At 67.6% G+C, this 17,829-nt stretch carries 18 protein-coding genes; 5 read left to right on the plus strand and 13 right to left on the minus strand.

Translation table 11 applies throughout. The annotated features are described in order from the left end of the window. The first annotated feature begins 62 nt into the window (after window positions 1–62). Complete coding sequence (locus K0S66_RS06425; RefSeq protein ID WP_301074467.1) at window positions 63–671, plus strand: hypothetical protein; 609 nt, start codon at window positions 63–65, stop codon at window positions 669–671. Window positions 672–769: 98 nt separating this feature from the next. Next, window positions 770–1,396, plus strand: a complete 627-nt coding sequence (locus K0S66_RS06430) for a trimeric intracellular cation channel family protein (RefSeq protein WP_301074468.1) — start codon at window positions 770–772, stop codon at window positions 1,394–1,396. Between the two features lie 15 nt (window positions 1,397–1,411). Here K0S66_RS06430 and K0S66_RS06435 read toward each other — a convergent pair whose 3' ends face one another. The 13 genes from K0S66_RS06435 to K0S66_RS06495 all read right to left on the minus strand — a co-directional run bounded on the left by K0S66_RS06435 (window position 1,412) and on the right by K0S66_RS06495 (window position 13,123). Further along, complete coding sequence (locus K0S66_RS06435; protein WP_301074470.1) at window positions 1,412–2,020, minus strand: GNAT family N-acetyltransferase; 609 nt, start codon at window positions 2,018–2,020, stop codon at window positions 1,412–1,414. Then, window positions 2,017–2,445 carry a hypothetical protein gene (locus K0S66_RS06440; protein WP_301074472.1) on the minus strand — a complete coding sequence of 143 codons (429 nt, stop codon included), beginning with the start codon at window positions 2,443–2,445 and terminating at the stop codon, window positions 2,017–2,019. Before K0S66_RS06440 ends, K0S66_RS06435 begins: the two co-directional genes overlap by 4 nt. Beyond that, window positions 2,442–4,316, minus strand: coding sequence for a signal peptide peptidase SppA (sppA, locus tag K0S66_RS06445; protein WP_301074663.1), 1,875 nt, complete (start codon window positions 4,314–4,316; stop codon window positions 2,442–2,444). The genes K0S66_RS06440 and sppA overlap by 4 nt, the downstream gene beginning before the upstream one ends. 112 nt (window positions 4,317–4,428) lie before the next feature. Further along, the gene (locus K0S66_RS06450) at window positions 4,429–5,613 is read right to left on the minus strand and encodes an NAD(P)/FAD-dependent oxidoreductase (RefSeq protein WP_301074473.1); all 1,185 of its coding nucleotides are present in this window, start codon (window positions 5,611–5,613) and stop codon (window positions 4,429–4,431) included. A gap of 6 nt (window positions 5,614–5,619) precedes the next feature. Continuing rightward, the gene (locus tag K0S66_RS06455; RefSeq protein WP_301074476.1) at window positions 5,620–5,799 is read right to left on the minus strand and encodes a hypothetical protein; all 180 of its coding nucleotides are present in this window, start codon (window positions 5,797–5,799) and stop codon (window positions 5,620–5,622) included. Window positions 5,800–5,860: 61 nt separating this feature from the next. Then, window positions 5,861–7,387: a peptide chain release factor 3 gene (locus K0S66_RS06460; RefSeq protein ID WP_301074478.1), complete on the minus strand. Its 1,527-nt coding sequence runs from the start codon at window positions 7,385–7,387 to the stop codon at window positions 5,861–5,863. A gap of 120 nt (window positions 7,388–7,507) precedes the next feature. Further along, window positions 7,508–8,905: a threonine synthase gene (thrC, locus tag K0S66_RS06465; protein ID WP_301074479.1), complete on the minus strand. Its 1,398-nt coding sequence runs from the start codon at window positions 8,903–8,905 to the stop codon at window positions 7,508–7,510. 139 nt (window positions 8,906–9,044) lie between these two features. After that, the gene (locus tag K0S66_RS06470; RefSeq protein WP_301074481.1) at window positions 9,045–9,653 is read right to left on the minus strand and encodes an SURF1 family cytochrome oxidase biogenesis protein; all 609 of its coding nucleotides are present in this window, start codon (window positions 9,651–9,653) and stop codon (window positions 9,045–9,047) included. Between the two features lie 142 nt (window positions 9,654–9,795). Continuing rightward, the gene (locus K0S66_RS06475) at window positions 9,796–10,716 is read right to left on the minus strand and encodes a cytochrome c oxidase subunit 3 (RefSeq protein ID WP_301074483.1); all 921 of its coding nucleotides are present in this window, start codon (window positions 10,714–10,716) and stop codon (window positions 9,796–9,798) included. A gap of 40 nt (window positions 10,717–10,756) precedes the next feature. Next, window positions 10,757–11,302 (minus strand): cytochrome c oxidase assembly protein, encoded by a 546-nt coding sequence (locus tag K0S66_RS06480; RefSeq protein ID WP_301074485.1) that lies wholly within the window; start codon window positions 11,300–11,302, stop codon window positions 10,757–10,759. Continuing rightward, window positions 11,302–11,436: a hypothetical protein gene (locus K0S66_RS06485; protein WP_301074486.1), complete on the minus strand. Its 135-nt coding sequence runs from the start codon at window positions 11,434–11,436 to the stop codon at window positions 11,302–11,304. The genes K0S66_RS06480 and K0S66_RS06485 overlap by 1 nt, the downstream gene beginning before the upstream one ends. After that, the gene (locus K0S66_RS06490) at window positions 11,433–12,335 is read right to left on the minus strand and encodes a heme o synthase (RefSeq protein ID WP_301074487.1); all 903 of its coding nucleotides are present in this window, start codon (window positions 12,333–12,335) and stop codon (window positions 11,433–11,435) included. The genes K0S66_RS06485 and K0S66_RS06490 overlap by 4 nt, the downstream gene beginning before the upstream one ends. Before the next feature lie 68 nt (window positions 12,336–12,403). Next, a complete protein-coding gene (locus K0S66_RS06495) occupies window positions 12,404–13,123 on the minus strand; it encodes a nitroreductase family protein (protein ID WP_301074489.1) in 720 nt (239 codons plus the stop codon). A gap of 94 nt (window positions 13,124–13,217) precedes the next feature. Here K0S66_RS06495 and K0S66_RS06500 point away from each other — a divergent pair, with 94 nt between their 5' ends. The 3 genes from K0S66_RS06500 (at window position 13,218) to K0S66_RS06510 (ending at window position 17,794) form a co-directional block, all read left to right on the plus strand. Next, window positions 13,218–14,969: an amidohydrolase family protein gene (locus K0S66_RS06500; RefSeq protein WP_301074491.1), complete on the plus strand. Its 1,752-nt coding sequence runs from the start codon at window positions 13,218–13,220 to the stop codon at window positions 14,967–14,969. 75 nt (window positions 14,970–15,044) lie between these two features. Continuing rightward, window positions 15,045–15,947: a 3-keto-5-aminohexanoate cleavage protein gene (locus tag K0S66_RS06505; RefSeq protein ID WP_301074493.1), complete on the plus strand. Its 903-nt coding sequence runs from the start codon at window positions 15,045–15,047 to the stop codon at window positions 15,945–15,947. Window positions 15,948–16,048: 101 nt separating this feature from the next. Then, complete coding sequence (locus K0S66_RS06510) at window positions 16,049–17,794, plus strand: amidohydrolase family protein (RefSeq protein ID WP_301074494.1); 1,746 nt, start codon at window positions 16,049–16,051, stop codon at window positions 17,792–17,794. The last annotated feature ends 35 nt before the right edge of the window (window positions 17,795–17,829 follow it).

Genomic DNA, 17,829 nt, shown 5'->3' on the forward strand with positions numbered 1-17,829 from the left:
GTACCGCCACCGTGTCGAGACGCCGCTTGCCGGCTGACCGTGGGCGCGCGACAAGTGAACGCATGGCGAAGCTGAAGGTTTATCGCACCCCGGCGGGATTCCACGATGCCTATGTCGCCGCGCCCAGCCAGAAGGCGGCGCTCGCGGCGTGGGGCAGCAGCGCCAATCTGTTTGCGCGCGGGCTGGCCGAACAAGTCACTGACCCGGCGCTGATCGCCGCCCCGCTCGACCGCCCGGGAGAGGTGATCCGGGTCGCACGCACCATGGCCGACGCGACCGATCTGCCACCCGTCAAACGTCGCGCAAGCAAGGACGAAGGCAGGGATGGGGGCAGGGACGAGAGCAGCGATCAGGCCTCCGGAACGCGAAAAGCGGCCCCATCCGCGAAAGCGAAGCCCAAGGCCAAGAACAAGCCCAAGGCTAAGCCTGCGCCAAAGCCAAAGCCGAAACCGAGCCGCGCCGCGCTGGACAAGGCAGAGGCTGCGATCGAGGCGGCCGAGGCACGGCACAAGGCGCAGCGCGACGCCCTCCGGCGCGAGGAGCAGGCGCTCGCCGCCCGCCGCCGCGCGCTGGAAAAGGAGCAGGCGGAGGAACGCACCAGGCTCGACCGCGCCCGGCTCGCCGCGCGCGGTGACTATGAGGACGCGCTCGACGCCTGGCGCGGCGATTGAGCCCCGCATCGGCGCGTCCAGAACGCGCGTCCAGAACGCGGTCGCGAGCGCCACATGCCCTCCCCCGCCCCGCGCCGATCTGCTAGCCCGATCGGGACATGGAGCCCGACACCATCCTTCCCGCCTTTGCCCCCTGGTTCGATCTAGCGGGTCTTGCGGTCTTTGCCGCATCAGGCGCGCTCGCGGCAACGCGGCGCGGGCAGACGATGGTGACGCTGCTCTTCTTCGCGCTGATCACCGGCGTCGGCGGCGGAACGCTGCGCGACCTGCTGATCGGCGCGCCGGTGTTCTGGATCGTCGATAGCCGTGCGGCCACGGTATGCCTGGCGGTGGGCCTGCTGATCTGGGTCACCCCCGAACGCTGGTGGCGCGGGCAGGCGCTCGACTGGTTCGATGCCGCCGGGCTCGCCGCTTATGCGGTATATGGCGCGGCAAAGGCGATCGGCTATGGCGTGCCGCCCGTCCCCGCCTTCGTCATGGGGGTGGTCACGGCGTGCGTTGGCGGCATCATCCGCGACGTGCTCGCCAATGAACCCTCGATCCTGATGCGCCCCGAACTCTACGTCACCGCCGCCGCGCTCGCCGCCGCGCTGTACGTCGGGCTGACCTATCTGGCGCTGCCGGGCTGGATCGCGGCAATTATCGGCGCCTCGGCCGGCTTTGCGTTGCGCGCCGCGGCGATCCATTGGCAGATCCATCTGCCCGCCTATCGCGGGCGGCGATGATCGCGCCCCTCCGGCTTACCAGGTGAGCGGCTCGCCCGGCGGCGGCTGAGGGCCGACGTCGGCAAAGCGCCGGAGCTCCTGTGGCGGCGCGTCCTGCTCGCTCAGCGCGCATTGCCACAGGCCAACGTCGATCCACTGATCCAGCTTGTAGCCGATCGCCCCCAGTGTGCCGATGTAGCGAAAGCCCACGGCCTCGTGCAGCCGGACGGATCGCGCATTGGGCAGCGTGATGACGCCCATCGCCTGGGTGAAGTTCTGCACCCGCAACGTCTGCAACAATGCATCGTACAACCGGCGCCCGATCCCGCGCCCTTCCGCTGCCGGCGCCAGATAGATCGACGTTTCCACCGCATGGCGATACGCCGCCCGTTCGCGAAAGCGGCCGGCATAGGCATAGCCCATCAGCTCCTCGCCTTCCCCGACCTCGCTGGTTCCCGCGGCCCCCCGCTGCGTCGCCACCAGCCAGGGATACAGGCCATCAGTGCCGGTCATGCGCGCCGCCATCTGCGCCGCATCCGGGGCCTCGGTTTCGAACGACACGACGCCGGTCCTCACGAACGGGGCATAGATGCCGGCAATCGCCGCCGCATCATCAGGACGCGCTGCCCGGATCGTCAGCGTCACCGCTGAACCGCCACCGTCAGCGCGCTGATGCGCCCGCCTTCCAGGATGCCGCGCAACCGCGCCCGGCGCGATGGCCCGCCGGCCGACGCTTGGGTCCCATAAATGCTGATCTCGCCCGTCCCGTCGCTGCGGCAGCGCACGTCGAGCGATTGCGCGTCGGACAATCGCGCCGCCATGCGTCGTACCTCCGCCAGCACGCCGGCATCGACCGGCCTGCCGCCGATCGTCAGCCGATCGATCATCACGCTGGTGCCGGCGAGCGGCGCCGCGGTCAGCTGCACCTCATACAGGATCGTATCGCAGGTGAACCGCCCCGACAGGGTGCGCGGCGACGCCGGCTGCACCGACACGGGCGGTGCCGCCGGGCTCGCCGTCGGCGCGGCGGGCGCGGCCGCCTGCAGCAGCAGCGCGCCCAGCACGATCACAGGCCGAACCGCGCCAGCAGCAGGTCGAGCAGCCGGGCATCACCGGCGGTGGCCTGCTGCGGCCCCAGCCCGCCGCACTCCAGGCAACGTGCCTGTACGCCGCCGCTGATCGCCAGCCGGCGCACATCGCCCGCCGCCTGCGCCAGCATCTGGCGCTGTTCCCAGCCCATGCGCGCCAGCGCATCGGCCGGTGCCGCGCCGCTGTCATCGTCGCGGCTGCCGATCTGCTGCACCAGCTGGCTGGCCCAGGTCGGCTTCTTCTCCAGATACTCCGGCTTGGCCGTATTGGGGTCCAGCTTGGCGCGGCGCGCCGCTTCCTTGATCGCGTCGTTCAACGTGCCGAAGCGATCGACCAGGCCGATCTGCCGCGCGGTGCCGCCGTCCCACACACGCCCCTGCGCAATCTCGTCAACGCGTGCCACCGGCAGCTTGCGCGATTGCGACACCAGGCTGACGAACTCGCGATAGCCATGTTCGATGGTGGATTGCAGCACCACGTCGGTCTGCTCGTTCAGCCCGCCCAGCAGGTCCGGCTGCCCCGCCAGCGGCGTCAGCTTCACGCCGTCGGTGGTGATGCCGATCTTGGCCAGCGTCTTTTCAAACGTGGGAAGGACGCCGAAAATGCCGATCGATCCGGTGATCGTCGACGGCTCGGCAAAGATGACATCGGCCGGCGTGGACACCCAATAGCCGCCCGACGCGGCCAGCCCACCCATCGACACGACGACCGGCAGCCCCTGTCGCTTCGCCTGCAGCACCGCGGTACGGATCTGCTCGGACGCCATTACCGATCCGCCCGGCGAATCGACCCGGACGACCAATGCCTTCAGCTTCTTCTGTGCCAGCCCGTCGAGGATGTATTTGGCGATGGTCTCGCCGCCCGCGGTGCCGGGCGATGCCTTGCCGTCGACGATCTCGCCCGCGACGGTCACCACGCCGATGTCGCCGCCCGTGGGCAGCGGGTTGGCGCTGACATAGGCGTCATATTTGATCTGGTTGAACCAGCCAGCGGGCTTGCCGCTCTCGGTGCCCGCCAGCTCGGCCACGCGGCGCCCGAACGCCAGCCGATCGCCGATCTTGTCGACCATGCCGGTCGCCAGCGCGACCTTGCTCACGTCACCCCGCGCGGATTGCACCAGCTGCGCCGGCTGCTCCAGCCAGCGGACGATCTGCGCCTTCGGCCGGGCGCTTGCCACTCCCTGCTTCCACTGCTCCAGCAGCGATCCGTACAGCGCCTCGGACGCGGCGCGCGCCTCCGGGCTCTCGTCGGTGCGGGTGTACGGCTCGACCGCCGACTTGAACTTGCCGACGCGGAAAACGTGAACGTCGACGCCCAGCTTGTCGATCAGCCCCTTATAGTACAGCCGGCTGCCACCCGGTCCGGACAGCGCCACCCCGCCCAGCGGCGCGGTCCAGATCTCGCTCGCCGCCGCCGCCAGGCGATAGCCGCCGTCGGTATAGGCAGTGGCATAGGCCAGCACCGGCTTGCCCGCCTGCCGCGCGCGGACCAGCGCATCGGCCACTTCGCCCAGGATCGCCGGATAGCCGCCACCGAAGCGGTCAAGGTCGAGGACGATCGCCTTGACGCGCGAATCATCCTTCGCCGCGTCGATCGCGCGCACCACGTCGCGCAGACGATATTGCTGGCCGATCTGCTGGCCCGAAACCACCGCCAGCGGCGGCACGTCCTCGGGCTGCTCGACGATCGGGCCGTTCAGCGCCAGCACCAGCGCGCCGTTCTTGATCGTCGGCGCGCTGGGCCGCGAATTGAGCGCGGCGAACAGCAGCGCAAAGAACAGCAGCATCGCGACGAGCACGAGCGCGTCCTTGATGCCGACCAGCAATTTCCACGCGCCGCGAACCAGCTTCATCATGTTTTCCCGGGATAATCGTCGATCGATCTAGCCGATGGTGTATGGCATCAGCAATACGCGTCCGCACGAAGGCGGCGCCAGCGGCTGTCCCGCCCCGAAACGCCGCGCTTCACAGCGCCTGCGCCGCCGCCCAGCCGCTCGCCCACGCCCATTGGAAATTGTATCCGCCCAACCAGCCAGTCACGTCGACCGCCTCGCCGATCACATACAGCCCCGGCACCTTGCGCGATTCCAGCGTCTGCGACGACAGGTCGGCGGTCGATACGCCCCCCACCGTCACTTCGGCCTTGGCGAACCCCTCGCTGCCATTGGGCACGAAACGCCACCCCGCCAGCGCCTGCTCGGCCGCCGCCAGCTTCGCATCGGCAAGGTTCGCCAGCTCGCCGCGCAGCCCCAGATTGTCGGCCAGCGCATCGGCCAGCCGCTGCGGCAGCGCACCCGCCAGCAGCTTGCCCGCGCCCATCCGCGGGGTCGCGCGCTTTGCGTCGCGCAGCCACCCCTCGCCCCGATCGGGCACCAGGTCGACGATGATCGGGTCGCCATGCCGCCAATAGGACGACACCTGCAGGATCGCCGGTCCGGAGAGCCCCCGATGGGTGAACAGCATCGCCTCACGGAATGCCGCCTTGCCCGCGCGCGCGACCACCTCGGTCGCCACTCCCGCCAGCGCGCGGAACGGATCGTCCCCGCCCAGCGTCAGCGGGACCAGGGCGGGGCGCGGCTCCACCACCTTCATCCCGAACTGGCGCGCCAGATCATAGGCAAAGCCGGTGGCCCCCATCTTGGGGATCGAAGGGCCGCCGGTCGCCACCACCAGCGCGGGCGCCGTGACCGGACCGTCGCGTCCCGCGCCGATCGCGACGCGAAAGCCGTCCGGGCCATGCTCCACCGCCCCCACCGGGCGACCGAGCACGAAATCCACCTGCCCCTTCGCGCATTCGTCGAGCAGCATCGCCACGATCTGCCGCGCGGAGCCGTCGCAGAACAATTGCCCCAGCGTCTTCTCGTGCCACGCGATCCCGTACCGTTCGACCAGCGCCAGGAAATCGGCCGGGGTGTAACGCGCCAGCGCAGAGCGCGCGAAATGCGGGTTGGCCGACAGGAAGCGATCGGGCGCGGTACCGACGTTGGTGAAATTGCACCGCCCGCCGCCGGAAATCAGGATCTTCTTCCCCGCCTTCTCGGCATGGTCGATCACCAGCACGCGCCGGCCGCGCTGCCCGGCGACCGCGGCGCACATCAGCCCCGCCGCGCCGGCACCCAGCACGATCGCGTCGTAATCAGTGGCGGTCACGTTCGATCAGTGCAGCTTGGCGATCGACAATCCGTCGCGCTTCGCCTGCTCCTTCACCGATTCCTCGCTGCGGGTCAGCGCCTTGGCAATCGCCTTCAGCGCCATGCCCTTCTTGGCCAGCGTGTGCAGCTTCTGGATCTCGTCCTGCCGCCACGGCTGGCGATGTCGTTCAAAGCGTTCGGCCATGGCGTCTTTCCTACTCTATCCAGCCTTCACCGTCATCCCGCTCGCGGGATGCCGGCGTGTGTCACCGCTCGCGCGTCGCCGCGAACGTCACCTTGGAATAGCGATCGGCGATATAGCCGACTTCCCAAACACTTTTCGCCAGGAACACCGGGTTGCCGTCGCGATCCTTGGCCAGCGCGCCGCGGTTGAGATCGGTGAATTCCTTCAGCGCCGCGGGGTCGCTCGACGAAATCCACCGAGCGGTATCATAGGGCGACGGCTCCAGATTGGCACCGACCTTATATTCCGCCTCCAGCCGCGACAGCAGCACTTCCAGCTGGAGCTGTCCGACCACGCCGATGATCCAGTTCGATCCGATCTCGGGATAGAACACCTGGATCACGCCCTCTTCGGACAGATCGTCCAGCGCCTTGCGCAACTGCTTGGTCTTCGTCGGGTCCTTCAGCGCGACGCGGCGCAGGATTTCCGGCGCGAAGTTCGGCAGCCCGGTGATCCGCACCCCCGGCTTCTCGCTCAGCGTGTCGCCGACGCGCAGCGTACCGTGGTTGGGAATGCCGATGATATCGCCCGGAAAGGCCTCGTCGGCGATTTCGCGATCCTGCGCGAAGAACAGGATCGGCGAATGGACGGCGATCGGCTTGCCATGCCCCGTCGGCGTCAGCTTCATGCCGCGCTTGAACGTGCCCGAGCACAGCCGCATGAACGCGATCCGGTCGCGGTGCTGCGGGTCCATGTTCGCCTGCACCTTGAAGACGAAGCCGGTCACGTCCTTCTCGTCCGGCTGCACCGGCGCCGGCTCCGCCGGCTGCGCGCGCGGCGGCGGCGCATAGTCCGCCAGCGCGGCGATCAGCTCGGCCGGGCCGAAATCCTTCAGCGCCGACCCGAAATAGACCGGCGTCAGGTCGCCGGCGCGATACGCCTCGGCATCGAACGCGGCATAGCCCGCCTGCGCCAGCTCGATTTCCTCGGCGATCGCCGGCGGCAGCTCGGGCGCATCCTCGACCCGGCCCTGGAACGTGCGGCTGTCGCCGTCGGGGCGGCTGATGCGGTTGGTCTTCAGGTCCAGCACGCCTTCGAACGTGCCGCCCATGCCGACCGGCCAGCTCATCGGGCAGACATCCAGCGCCAGCATGTCGGCGATTTCGTCGAGCAGCTCGAACACCGGCCGCCCCTCGCGGTCAACCTTGTTGACGAAGGTGATGATCGGCACGTTGCGCAGCCGGCACACCTCGAACAGCTTGCGCGTCTGCGCCTCGATGCCGCGCGCGGCGTCGATCACCATGACCGCCGAATCGACCGCGGTCAGCGTGCGGTACGTGTCCTCGCTGAAATCCTCGTGGCCCGGCGTGTCGAGCAGGTTGAAGAACACGCCGTCCTTCTCGAACGTCATGACGGAGGACGTGACGGAGATGCCGCGCTGCTGCTCGATCTTCATCCAGTCCGATCGTGCGCGCCGGTTTGCCCCGCGCGCCTTCACCTCGCCTGCCAGATGGATCGCGCCGCCGACATACAGCAGCTTTTCGGTCAGCGTGGTCTTGCCGGCGTCAGGGTGCGAGATGATCGCAAAGGTACGGCGGGGGGATGGCATCAATGAATCCTGCGAACGTAAGGGCGCGCAGCGACTTCGCGGTTCGGGCAGACCCCGCGCGGCACGCAGCCGATCGGAGCGTGTCTGGCACGCCCCTTCAACATGCGAACGGCAGAAGGGTCAGGAACGCGGAGTCGCGCGCTCGGCTATATAGGCACTCACCGCGTCAAAGGTAGCGTCCAGCGTCACGAACGATTCCTCGCGCTCGAACAGATCGCCGACGCGCGTCGGCAGCGCCGGGCTGCGGCCGGTGGCGCGCTCCACCGCCTCGGGGAATTTCGCCGGATGCGCGGTCGCCAGCGTGACCATCGGGCAACCGAACGATGACGCGCGCGCGGCGGACAGCGCGATTGCGGTGTGCGGGTCGATCAGGTCGCCGCCATGTTCGTTGGCCCAGCGCATCGCCAGGGCCATGCCGTCGGCATCGACGCTGGCGCTCACCAGATGCGTCGCCGCGCCGCCATGCTGTGCATTGGTCAGCCGCATCGCGCGCGACGTTTCGAAGCCTTGCATCTGGCTCGCCAATGCCACGCCGTCACGACCGCCCAGGTCGAATAGCAGCCGCTCGAAATTGGACGATACCTGGATATCCATCGACGGGGTCGCCGTCGGCACCACCGTGGCGGAGGAATAATCCCCCTGCGACAGCGCGCGGTGAAGGATGTCGTTGACGTTGGTCGCCACGATCAGCCGCTCGATCGGCAGGCCCATCCGCGCGGCGACATAGCCGGCGAAGACATCGCCGAAATTGCCCGTCGGTACGCTGAACGCGATCGGGCGCCCCGGCGCGCCCAGCCGGACCGCGGCGTAGAAATAATACACCACCTGCGCCGTCAGCCGGGCCCAGTTGATCGAATTGACCGCGCTCAGCCGGAACCGCCCGGAAAAGGCGGGGTCGTTGAACATCGCCTTCACCAGCGCCTGCGCGGTGTCGAAATCGCCGCGGATCGCGATGTTGTGGACGTTGGGCGCGCGCACCGTCGTCATCTGCCGGCGCTGCACATCGCTGACGCGGCCGGCGGGGTGGAGCATGAAGATGTCGATCTTCTCGCGCCCGGCGACGGCATCGATCGCGGCGGAGCCGGTGTCGCCACTCGTCGCCCCGACGATCGTCAGCGGCGCGCCGTCGTCATCCTTCAGGAACCGCTCGAACAACAGCCCCAGCAGTTGAAGCGCCACATCCTTGAACGCCAGCGTCGGGCCGTGGAACAGCTCCAGCACCCATTGGTCGTGGTCCAGCTGGCGCAGCGGCGTGACGGCGGCGTGCGAGAAGCGGCCATAGGCCTGTGTGCACAATGCGCGCAGCTCTTCCTGGCTCAGCGAATCGCCAATGAACGGCGCCATCACCGCGACTGCCGTATCGACATAGGACAGGCCCGCCATGCCGGCGATCTGCTCGGGCGTCAGCGTTGGCCAGTGATCGGGCACGTACAGCCCGCCATCGGAGGCAAGCCCCGCGAGCGTGGCGCCGCGAAAATCGAGCGTCGGTGCCGCCCCGCGAGTGCTGATGTACCGCATGAGCAAGCGCGTTAGCCGCGCGCCGGTGGGGCCGCAACTCTCGCCTCCTTGCGCGCCGGGTATATCAGCTTTGCCGTGGCCGCTTCAGCGACACGCGCAAGTTGCTGTCGCCCCGCTCCGCCGCCGCCCTGCGTCCGGCTCAGGGTCGCGTGGCGAGCCGGCGGCGCAGCGCGATCAGGTAAATGAGCGCCGCGATCCCGGCGAAGAAGAACCATTGCCCGGCATAGGCCAGATGGTTGTTGGGGACGAGGCCGACGTCGGGCCGGCTGTTCGCGGCCAGCCCTTCGGCCGGTGCAGCGGCGACCAGCAGCATCTCCTGCGACCGGCGGCGGAACAGCGTGGCGATCAGCGGCGTCTGGTCGGGCGCATGGCTGATCCAGCCGCGCACCGTGCCGCCGCGCCAGTCGACCATCCGGGTGGGATCGCGCGTGGTGCCCAATTGCACCTTGATCGGCGCGCCGCCGCCGCGGGTGATGCAGGTGGCGATCAGGCGATAGCCCGCGTTGCCGGCACCCGCGCGGGTGATCCCGGTCACCTTGTCGCATTGCGCCACGCTGGGGCGGAACAGCAGGGAATCGTCCGGTTCGGTCGGGAACGGCACGGCCGCGCGCGACGGGTTCGCCGCCAGCTGCGCCAGTTGCGCCTCCTTTTGCGGCAGGCGCACGCGCAGCTGCCACAGGCCAAGGCCGATCATCGTGGCAACCGCCAGCGCGACGATGATGGTGGGAATGATCGGCAGCCGCCTCATGCCGCCCGCCCTGCCTTGTCACTGCCCCCGCTGGCAAGGACGCATCGCATGGTGGGGCTGGCGGCACCCCGAAACGCGAACGGGCGCGGCTCCGGTGGAGCCACGCCCGCTTGCTTGTCGATCACGCGGATCGGTTGGGTGGTCAGCCGTGGACCGGTGCGCCCCAGCCGCCCCAGATGTAGATCGAGACGAACAGGAACAGCCACACCACGTCGACGAAGTGCCAGTACCAGGCTGCCGCTTCGAAGCCGAAGTGCGCCTTGGGCGTGAAGTCACCCTTATAGGCGCGGATCAGGCAGACGATCAGGAAGATCGTGCCGACCACCACGTGGAAGCCGTGGAAACCGGTCGCCATGAAGAATGCGGCGCCATAGTTCAGTCCCTTGAACGGGAACGGCGCGTGCATGTATTCATATGCCTGCACCGCGCTGAAGATCAGGCCCAGCACGACCGTCAGCCACAGGCCCTTCAGCACGCCGTCGCGGTCGCCCACGCCGATCATGCCCCACAGGCCACGCTTCTCGCCGCCGCGCTGGTTGTGGATCAGCGCATGGTGCGCCCAGGTCACCGTGGTGCCCGACAGAAGCAGGATCAGCGTGTTGAGCAGCGGCAGTTCAAAGGCGTTGATCACCTCCATGCCCTTGGGCGGCCACTGCGCGGCCAGCGCCGCACCCTCGGTCACGCGTTCCACCGCGCCGTCGACGAAGACGATCGCATCGGGGAACAGCGCGAAATCGAAATAGGCCCAGAACCAGCCGACGAAGAACATCACCTCGGAGGCGATGAACAGGATCATGCCATAGCGGAAATGCAGCTGCACCACCGGCGTATGATCGCCAGCGCGGCCTTCGCGGATGACGTTGCGCCACCAGCAGAACATCGAGAACAGCACGGCCGACAGGCCGGCCAGGAACAGCCAGCCGCCGCCGTTCGGCTTGTCGACATGGCCTCCGTGCATCCACATGATGCCGCCAGCCGCCATTGCCAGCGCCGAGAAGGAGCTGATGATCGGCCAGGGATCGGGTGGGAGAATGTGGTAATCGTGGTTCTTGGCGCCGGCCATCGGGCTCTTCCCCTGTTGGTACCCTGTGTTTTGCGTTCGCTTAGCTGGACGGCTTGCCCGAATCTACCGGGTAAAACGTATAGCTGAGCGTGATCGTCTCGATATCCCGCGTATCGGGATCCTCAAGGATTTTCGGATCGACGAAATAGATGACGGGCATCCGCATCGTCTCACCGGGCTTCAGCGTCTGCTCGGTGAAGCAGAAACACTCAATCTTGGTGAAATACTGCCCGGCCTGGCCGGGCGTGACGTTGAACGTGGCGGTGCCGGTGGTCGGCACGGCGGCGCGGTTCGTCGCGGTGAAGAACGCCATGTTGCGCGCGCCGATCACCACCCGCTGGTTCGGCTGCTCGGGCGTGAAGCGCCACGGCAGCTTGCCGTTGGTGTTGGCGTCGAAGTCGATCTTCATCTCGCCATTGACGGCGCCGGGCGCGGTCAGCCCGCGCTGCGTGGTGCCGTTGAACCCGGTCACCTGGCAGAACAGGCGGTACAGCGGGACACTGGCGAAGGCGAGGCCGGTCATGAACAGGAGGCCGAGCACGGCAAAGGCGGCGGTCCGCCCCTTGCCCGAAATACGTGCCAACATCAGTGCGCGAGACCCTCTCTGATCTTCACGATGGAGATGGCGAACACCAGCACCACGAACGCGCCCAGCAGGACCGCCATTACGATCGCGCGGCTTTTCTGCCGGCGCTGGATCAGGTCCCGATCATCAATCATGCTACCCACCGATCGGCGACAAGCGCGCCAAACACTACAAAGAGATACACTATGGAAAATTTGAACAGCGCCTTTTCAGGCAGCATCTTGTCGTCGTTCGGGGCCGTCGTGCGCCGGGCAACGCGCCATGCCAGCACGCCGAACCACGCCGTCATCGCGCTCGATACCACGCCATAGATCGCGCCGGTCAGGCCCAGCGGCCACGGCGCCACCGCCACGATCGCCATCGGGATGGTGTACAGGCCGATCTGGTGCCGCGTCACCTTCTCGCCGGCGACGACCGGCAGCATCGGCACGCCCGCATTGGCGTAATCGGTCTTCACGAACAGCGCGAGCGCCCAGAAGTGCGGCGGCGTCCACAGGAACACGAACATGAACAGCAGCAGCGGCAGCAGCGCGACATCGCTCGTCGCCGCGGCCCAGCCGATCAGCGGCGGAAACGCGCCTGCGGCCCCGCCGATCACGATGTTCTGCGGCGTCCGGCGCTTCAGCCAGACGGTATAGATGAGGACATAGAACAGGATCGAGATGGCCAGGATCGCCGCCGCCGCGACGTTCAGCGCCAGGCCCATCAGGATGACCGAGAACGCCCCCAGGCCGACCCCGAAATGAAGCGCCGACTGGCGCTCCATCCGTCCCGCCGGCAGTGGGCGGCCCATCGTCCGCTTCATCACCGCGTCGATATCCGCCTCATACCATTGGTTCAGCGCGCCCGCCGCCCCCGCCCCCAGCGCAATGCACAGGATCGCGGTGAAGCCGAGCACGGGATGGATCGTCACTGGCGCGGCCAGCATGCCGCACAGCCCGGTGAAAACCACCAGGGTCAGCACGCGCGGCTTGGTCAGCGCGAGGAAGTCCCGCCAGTCGGCAGGCGGCAAAAGGGGGCTAGCTGGAGTCATGGAACTGGGGGCGGACATAGTCTCTTGTCGCGCGGGGGGAAAGTGCGGATGCACGCGATGCTCGGCGATCAGCCGTGCAGCACGTGATCCTTGTCGCGAACGGTGCGTGCGCTGTTTGCCGGATGCGCCGGATCCTCATAGCCAAAGGCGATGCCGAACAGCAGCTTGTGGTCGTCGCCGACGCCCAGCTCGCGGTGCACGATCTCGGCATGGTGGCTCAGCGCTCCTTGCGCGCACGATGCAAGCCCGTTCGCGGTCAGCGCCAGCATGAACGATTGCGCATACATCCCGCAATCGGCCGCCTCGCGCATCCCCGCCCAGGCCGGGATGAACAGGAACATGGCGTGCGGCGCATCGAAAAAACGGAAATTGCGCAGGAATGATTCGGTCCGCGCTGCGACATCCTCGCGCGCCACGTTGGTCGCCGCGAACAGCGATTTGGCGGCATCGATCTGGCGCCCGCGATAATGGCCCGGATAGGCGCCGGTCAGCGGGAAATCGGGGGTCATCTTGGTGCCCGACTTGGCAGCATCGTGAAGCACATTGCGCATCCGCTCCGCGGCGTCGCCCGACACGACATGCGCGGTCCACGGCTGGACGTTGCAGTTGGACGGCGCCAGCTGCGCCATCTCCATCACCCGCTCCAGCAGCTCGGCGGGCACCGGATCCTTCTTGAACCCGCGCACCGAGCGCCGCTCGCGCAGCAGCCGCTCCAGCGTGTCGCTGTCGCTGTCGCTGGACCCTGCATTTGCCTGCCCGTTTGTCGCCGCCATTGCCGTCGTCGCCATCACCCGCTCCTAAGTCACTTGTTCGAATCTCCTTGCCTCACCGGCGCCGCGAAGTCACCATCACCGGCAAAAGACCAGATGATGGAGAGGCACGATGTACGACCTGATCATTCGGGGCGGCACGATCGTAGATGGATCGGGCGCGGCCCCTTACCGCGGCGATGTGGCGATTTCCGGCGATCGCATCGCCGCGATCGGGACCGTCAGCGGCCCGGCTCGCCGCGAAATCGACGCCGCCGGAAAGCTCGTCACCCCCGGCTGGGTCGATATCCACACCCATTATGACGGCCAGATCACCTGGGCCTCGCGCATGGACCCGTCCTCGACGCTCGGCGCCACGACCGTCGTCGTGGGCAATTGCGGCGTCGGCTTCGCGCCGGTCCGCCCGCAGGATCACGACACGCTGATTCGCTTGATGGAGGGGGTGGAGGACATCCCCGGTGCCGCGCTTCACGAAGGGCTGTCGTGGGAGTGGGAAAGCTTCGGCGAATATATGGATGCGGTCGACAAGCTGCCGCACGACATCGACGTCGCCGTGCAGGTGCCGCACGGCGCGCTGCGCGTCTATGTGATGGGCGAGCGCGGCGCGAACCGCGATCCGGCGACGCCGGAAGAGAATGAGGAAATGCGCCGCCTGACCGCGCAGGCATTGCGCGACGGTGCGCTCGGCTTCTCCACCACCCGCACGATGGTCCACCGCACCGCCGATGGCGATCTCACCCCCACCGTCCGCGCCGCGCGCGAGGAGATGGAGGCGATCGCCCGCGGCATTGCCGATGCGGGCTCGGGCGTCCTTCAATGGGTGTCCGATTTCCAGGAAATGGATGAGGAGTTCAGCCTGGTACGCGATCTGACGCAGATCGCCGGTCAGCCGTTGAGCTTCTCGATGGTCCAGGCCGATGTCGTTCCCAACCAGTGGCGCGAACTGACTCAACGCCTCGATGCCGCAGTCGCGGAAGGTTACCCCTTGAAGGCGCAGATCGCCGGCCGCCCGGTCGGGCTGATGCTCGGGCTGCAGGGCTCGGTTCACCCGTTCATCAGCCGCCCCAGCTATCGCGAGATCGCGGACCTGCCGCTGGCAGAGAAGGTCGCCCGGATGCGCGATCCCGACTTCCGCGCCCGCCTGATCGCCGAAATGCCAGAGAAGGATCACCCCTTCGTCAATTCGGTCGCCGGCGCGCAGCACAAGATGTTCCGCATCACCGACCGCGTGGACTATGAACCCGATCCCTCGACCAGCCTCGCCGCCGAGGCCGAGCGGCTTGGCGTCCACCCCGACGAACTGGTCTATGACGCGCTGCTCGAGGACGAGGGCCGCGCCTTCCTGTTCTTCCCGATGCACAATTACGTCGAAGGCAACCTCAACAACGTCCACGCGATGATCACCAATCCGAACACGCTGTCGGGCCTGTCGGATGGCGGCGCGCATGTCGGCGCGATCTGCGACGTCAGCCTGCCCACCTTCATGCTGACGCACTGGTGCCGCGATCGCACCCGCGGGCCGCTGCTCGACCTCGCCGACACGGTGAAGCAGCAGACCCGCGACACCGCGCTTGCCGTCGGGCTGGCGGATCGCGGCCTGCTCGCGCCCGGCTATCTCGCCGACGTCAACGTCATCGATTTCGACCAGCTCGAACTCGGCAAGCCGTACATGGTCTATGACCTGCCGACCGGCGCCCGCCGCCTGATGCAGAAGGCGACCGGCTATATCGCCACGATCAAGTCGGGCCAGGTGATCTATCAGCACGGCGAGGCCACCGACGCCCTCCCCGGCAAGCTCATCCGCGGTCGTCAGCCGGCACCCGCCCCTGCCGCCGGCGCGGGGCGACAGGCGGTCGCTGCCTGATGCTCGCCACCTTCCCGGCGATGGCGGCGTCACGCTCGTCTAACGGCGCATGGCATACCGATCGGACGGGGCCTGATGGCGGGCGGATCTGACATGCCGCCGCTCATCATCGAGGCCGCGCTGAACGGCGCGACGCCCAAGGCGCGCAATCCCAACGTCCCGGTCAGCCCGCAGGAACTCGCCAGCGGGGCGCTGGCCGCGATGGAGGCCGGCGCCGCGATCGTTCACACGCATATCGAGCGGATGGACATGACCGGCGACGCCGCGGTCGACCGCTATATGGAGGCCTACGCCCCCGTGCTCGCGGCTCGGCCCGACGCGATCCTGTGGGGCACCGTTGCCACCGGCCCCGACGTGGAGGCGCGCTTCGGCCATTATCGTGGCCTTGCCCGAGCCGGCGTGCGGATGGGCGCGTTCGATCCCGGCTCGGTCAACCTCGGCACGCACGGCCCCGACGGCCTCCCCGGCGCCTCGGTGCTCTACGCCACCACCTACCGCGACATCGCCTGGCTCGCCGATCTCCACGAACAGGAACGCCTCGGCCCGGCAATAGCGATCTACGAACCGGGCTGGCTGCGCACCACTTTGGCCTATGAACAGGCCGGCCGGCTCCCCGCCGGCACCTTCGTGAAGCTCTATTTCGGCGGCCGCTACAATTTCCTCGATGGAAAACGCAGCAACGTCACCTTTGGGCTTCCGCCCACCGAGAAAGCGCTCGATGCCTATCTCGAAATGCTTGAGGGCTCGTCGCTCCCCTGGGCAGTCGCCGCAATCGGCGATTGCGTCGTCGAAACCGGCTTGGCGAAGCTGGCGATCGAACGCGGCGGCCACGTCCGTGTCGGGCTGGAGGATTTCGGCGGCGAGCGTCGCCCAAGCAATCTGGAGCTGATCGCCGAGCTCGTTTCGTTCGCGCAACAGGCCGGCCGCCCTATCGCGACGCCCGAACAGGCGAGCCAAATTCTCGGCCTGCCACGATGAGGCCGGCCCCGTATCAGACGTGGCCAATCGTCTCCGCAGACAGGCCAATGTTCTCCGGCAACAGGCCGGACTGACCCCATCACGATTCCAGGAGAGGCCACATGTACGATCTGTTGGTGAAGAACGGCACCATCGTCGATGGCACCGGCGCCCCCCGCTACCGCGGCGATGTCGCGGTGCGGGGTGACACGATCGTCGCTGTGGGCCAAGTGTCTGGAACAGCACGTGAAACCATCGACGCCGATGGCTGCATCGTCACCCCCGGCTTTGTCGATATTCACACCCACTACGACGGCCAGGTCTCCTGGGACAGTGTGTTGGCCCCCTCCTCGATCAACGGCGTCACCTCCGCCGCGATGGGAAATTGCGGCGTAGGATTCGCCCCCGCCCGCGCCGACAAACACGACTGGCTGATCCAGCTTTTGGAAGGGGTCGAGGACATTCCCGGCACCGCGCTGGCGGAGGGGCTGACGTGGAATTGGGAGAGTTTTCCCGATTATCTCAATGCCTTGAGCGAGCGTGAATATACCATCGATCTCGGCGCCCACATGCCCCACGCAGCACTTCGCGCCTACGTCATGGGCGATCGCGGCGGTGACCATCTGGCCCGCCCGACGCAGGGCGAAATAGATCGCATGGCCAGCCTGACCGCCGAGGCGATGGAGGCCGGCGCGCTCGGCTTCTCCACCTCGCGCACCCACGCCCACCGCAGCCGCGACGGGCTCAACATCGGCACGCTGACGGCCGAGGATCCCGAACTGCTCGGCATCGCCGCCGCGCTGCGCACCACGGGCAAGGGCGTCATCCAGTTGATTTCTGACGCTTATCTCACTGCCGACGATGATTTTGCGGCGGCCGAGCTCCAGCTGATTCGCCGCCTCGCCACCACCAGCGGCCGCCGCGTTTCCTTCACCGTGCAGCAGACCGACGACGCGCCCGATCGCTGGAAAAGCATTTACCGCGAGATTGATCAGATGGTTGCCGACGGCCTTCCGGTCAGCGCGCAGGTCGCGCCGCGGCCGATCGGCGCGATCCTCTCCTTCGCCTCCACCACCAACCCGTTCGTCGTATCCGGAACCTACCGCCGCATCGCCTCGCAAAGCGCCACCGTCGATGCGCGGCTCGAGGCGCTGGCCGATCCCGACGTGCGCTCTGCGATCCTCGCCGAACATGCCGGCTTCCACGCCAGCGAAGGCTTTATCGCGCTGATCACACGCGGTTTTTCGCGCATGTTCCGGATGACCGACCCGGTCGACTACGAACCGCACGAAAGCCAGTCGATCGCCGCAGAGGCCGCGCGCGCCAATGTTGATCCCGCTGCCTATGTCTACGACGCCCTGATGGAAGAAGGCGGACGGCGCCTGCTGTACATGCCGCTGATCAACTACGCCCGCGGCAATCTGGACGATGTACACGGCATGATGACCGGCAATCATGTGCTCTACGGCTTGTCTGACGGCGGCGCGCATTGCGGCACCATTTGCGACGGCAGCTTCCCCACCACGACGCTTGCGCTCTGGTCGCGCGGCAACAAGGCGGGCCTCAGCACCCCGATCGAATCGCTGGTCCACGGCTACAGCCAGAAGAACGCCGCGCATGTCGGCTGGCACGATCGCGGCGTGCTGGCGCCCGGCTATCTCGCCGATCTCAACGTGATCGCGCTCGACGACCTTGCGCTTGCCCCGCCCGAAATCGTGCAGGATCTGCCCGCCGGCGGCACCCGCCTCCTCCAGCAACCGCGCGGCTACGAATGGACCGTGAAGTCCGGCGTCCCGACCTTCGCGCGCGGGGAATGGACCGGGCGCACCCCGGGCCGCTTGGTACGCGGCGCTCGCACTTTGAGCTGAGTCGAAGCGCTTCCGGTGCATCGGCAGGCAAGGCG

The organism is Sphingomonas sp. (assembly GCF_029239295.1).
In the GTDB taxonomy this organism is placed as follows: Bacteria; Pseudomonadota; Alphaproteobacteria; order Sphingomonadales; family Sphingomonadaceae; genus Sphingomonas.

Excerpts from the sequence above, each read along its gene's own strand:
- K0S66_RS06425 (WP_301074467.1), top strand. The coding sequence starts at position 63 with ATGGCGAAGCTGAAGGTTTATCGCACCCCGGCGGGATTCCACGATGCC.
- K0S66_RS06495 (WP_301074489.1), bottom strand. The coding sequence starts at position 13,123 with ATGGCGACGACGGCAATGGCGGCGACAAACGGGCAGGCAAATGCAGGG.
- K0S66_RS06490 (WP_301074487.1), bottom strand. The coding sequence starts at position 12,335 with ATGACTCCAGCTAGCCCCCTTTTGCCGCCTGCCGACTGGCGGGACTTC.
- K0S66_RS06505 (WP_301074493.1), top strand. The coding sequence starts at position 15,045 with ATGGCGGGCGGATCTGACATGCCGCCGCTCATCATCGAGGCCGCGCTG.
- K0S66_RS06460 (WP_301074478.1), bottom strand. The coding sequence starts at position 7,387 with ATGCCATCCCCCCGCCGTACCTTTGCGATCATCTCGCACCCTGACGCC.
- K0S66_RS06510 (WP_301074494.1), top strand. The coding sequence starts at position 16,049 with ATGTACGATCTGTTGGTGAAGAACGGCACCATCGTCGATGGCACCGGC.
- K0S66_RS06480 (WP_301074485.1), bottom strand. The coding sequence starts at position 11,302 with ATGTTGGCACGTATTTCGGGCAAGGGGCGGACCGCCGCCTTTGCCGTG.
- K0S66_RS06475 (WP_301074483.1), bottom strand. The coding sequence starts at position 10,716 with ATGGCCGGCGCCAAGAACCACGATTACCACATTCTCCCACCCGATCCC.
- K0S66_RS06430 (WP_301074468.1), top strand. The coding sequence starts at position 770 with ATGGAGCCCGACACCATCCTTCCCGCCTTTGCCCCCTGGTTCGATCTA.
- thrC (WP_301074479.1), bottom strand. The coding sequence starts at position 8,905 with ATGCGGTACATCAGCACTCGCGGGGCGGCACCGACGCTCGATTTTCGC.
- K0S66_RS06455 (WP_301074476.1), bottom strand. The coding sequence starts at position 5,799 with ATGGCCGAACGCTTTGAACGACATCGCCAGCCGTGGCGGCAGGACGAG.
- K0S66_RS06485 (WP_301074486.1), bottom strand. The coding sequence starts at position 11,436 with ATGATTGATGATCGGGACCTGATCCAGCGCCGGCAGAAAAGCCGCGCG.
- K0S66_RS06500 (WP_301074491.1), top strand. The coding sequence starts at position 13,218 with ATGTACGACCTGATCATTCGGGGCGGCACGATCGTAGATGGATCGGGC.
- sppA (WP_301074663.1), bottom strand. The coding sequence starts at position 4,316 with ATGAAGCTGGTTCGCGGCGCGTGGAAATTGCTGGTCGGCATCAAGGAC.
- K0S66_RS06470 (WP_301074481.1), bottom strand. The coding sequence starts at position 9,653 with ATGAGGCGGCTGCCGATCATTCCCACCATCATCGTCGCGCTGGCGGTT.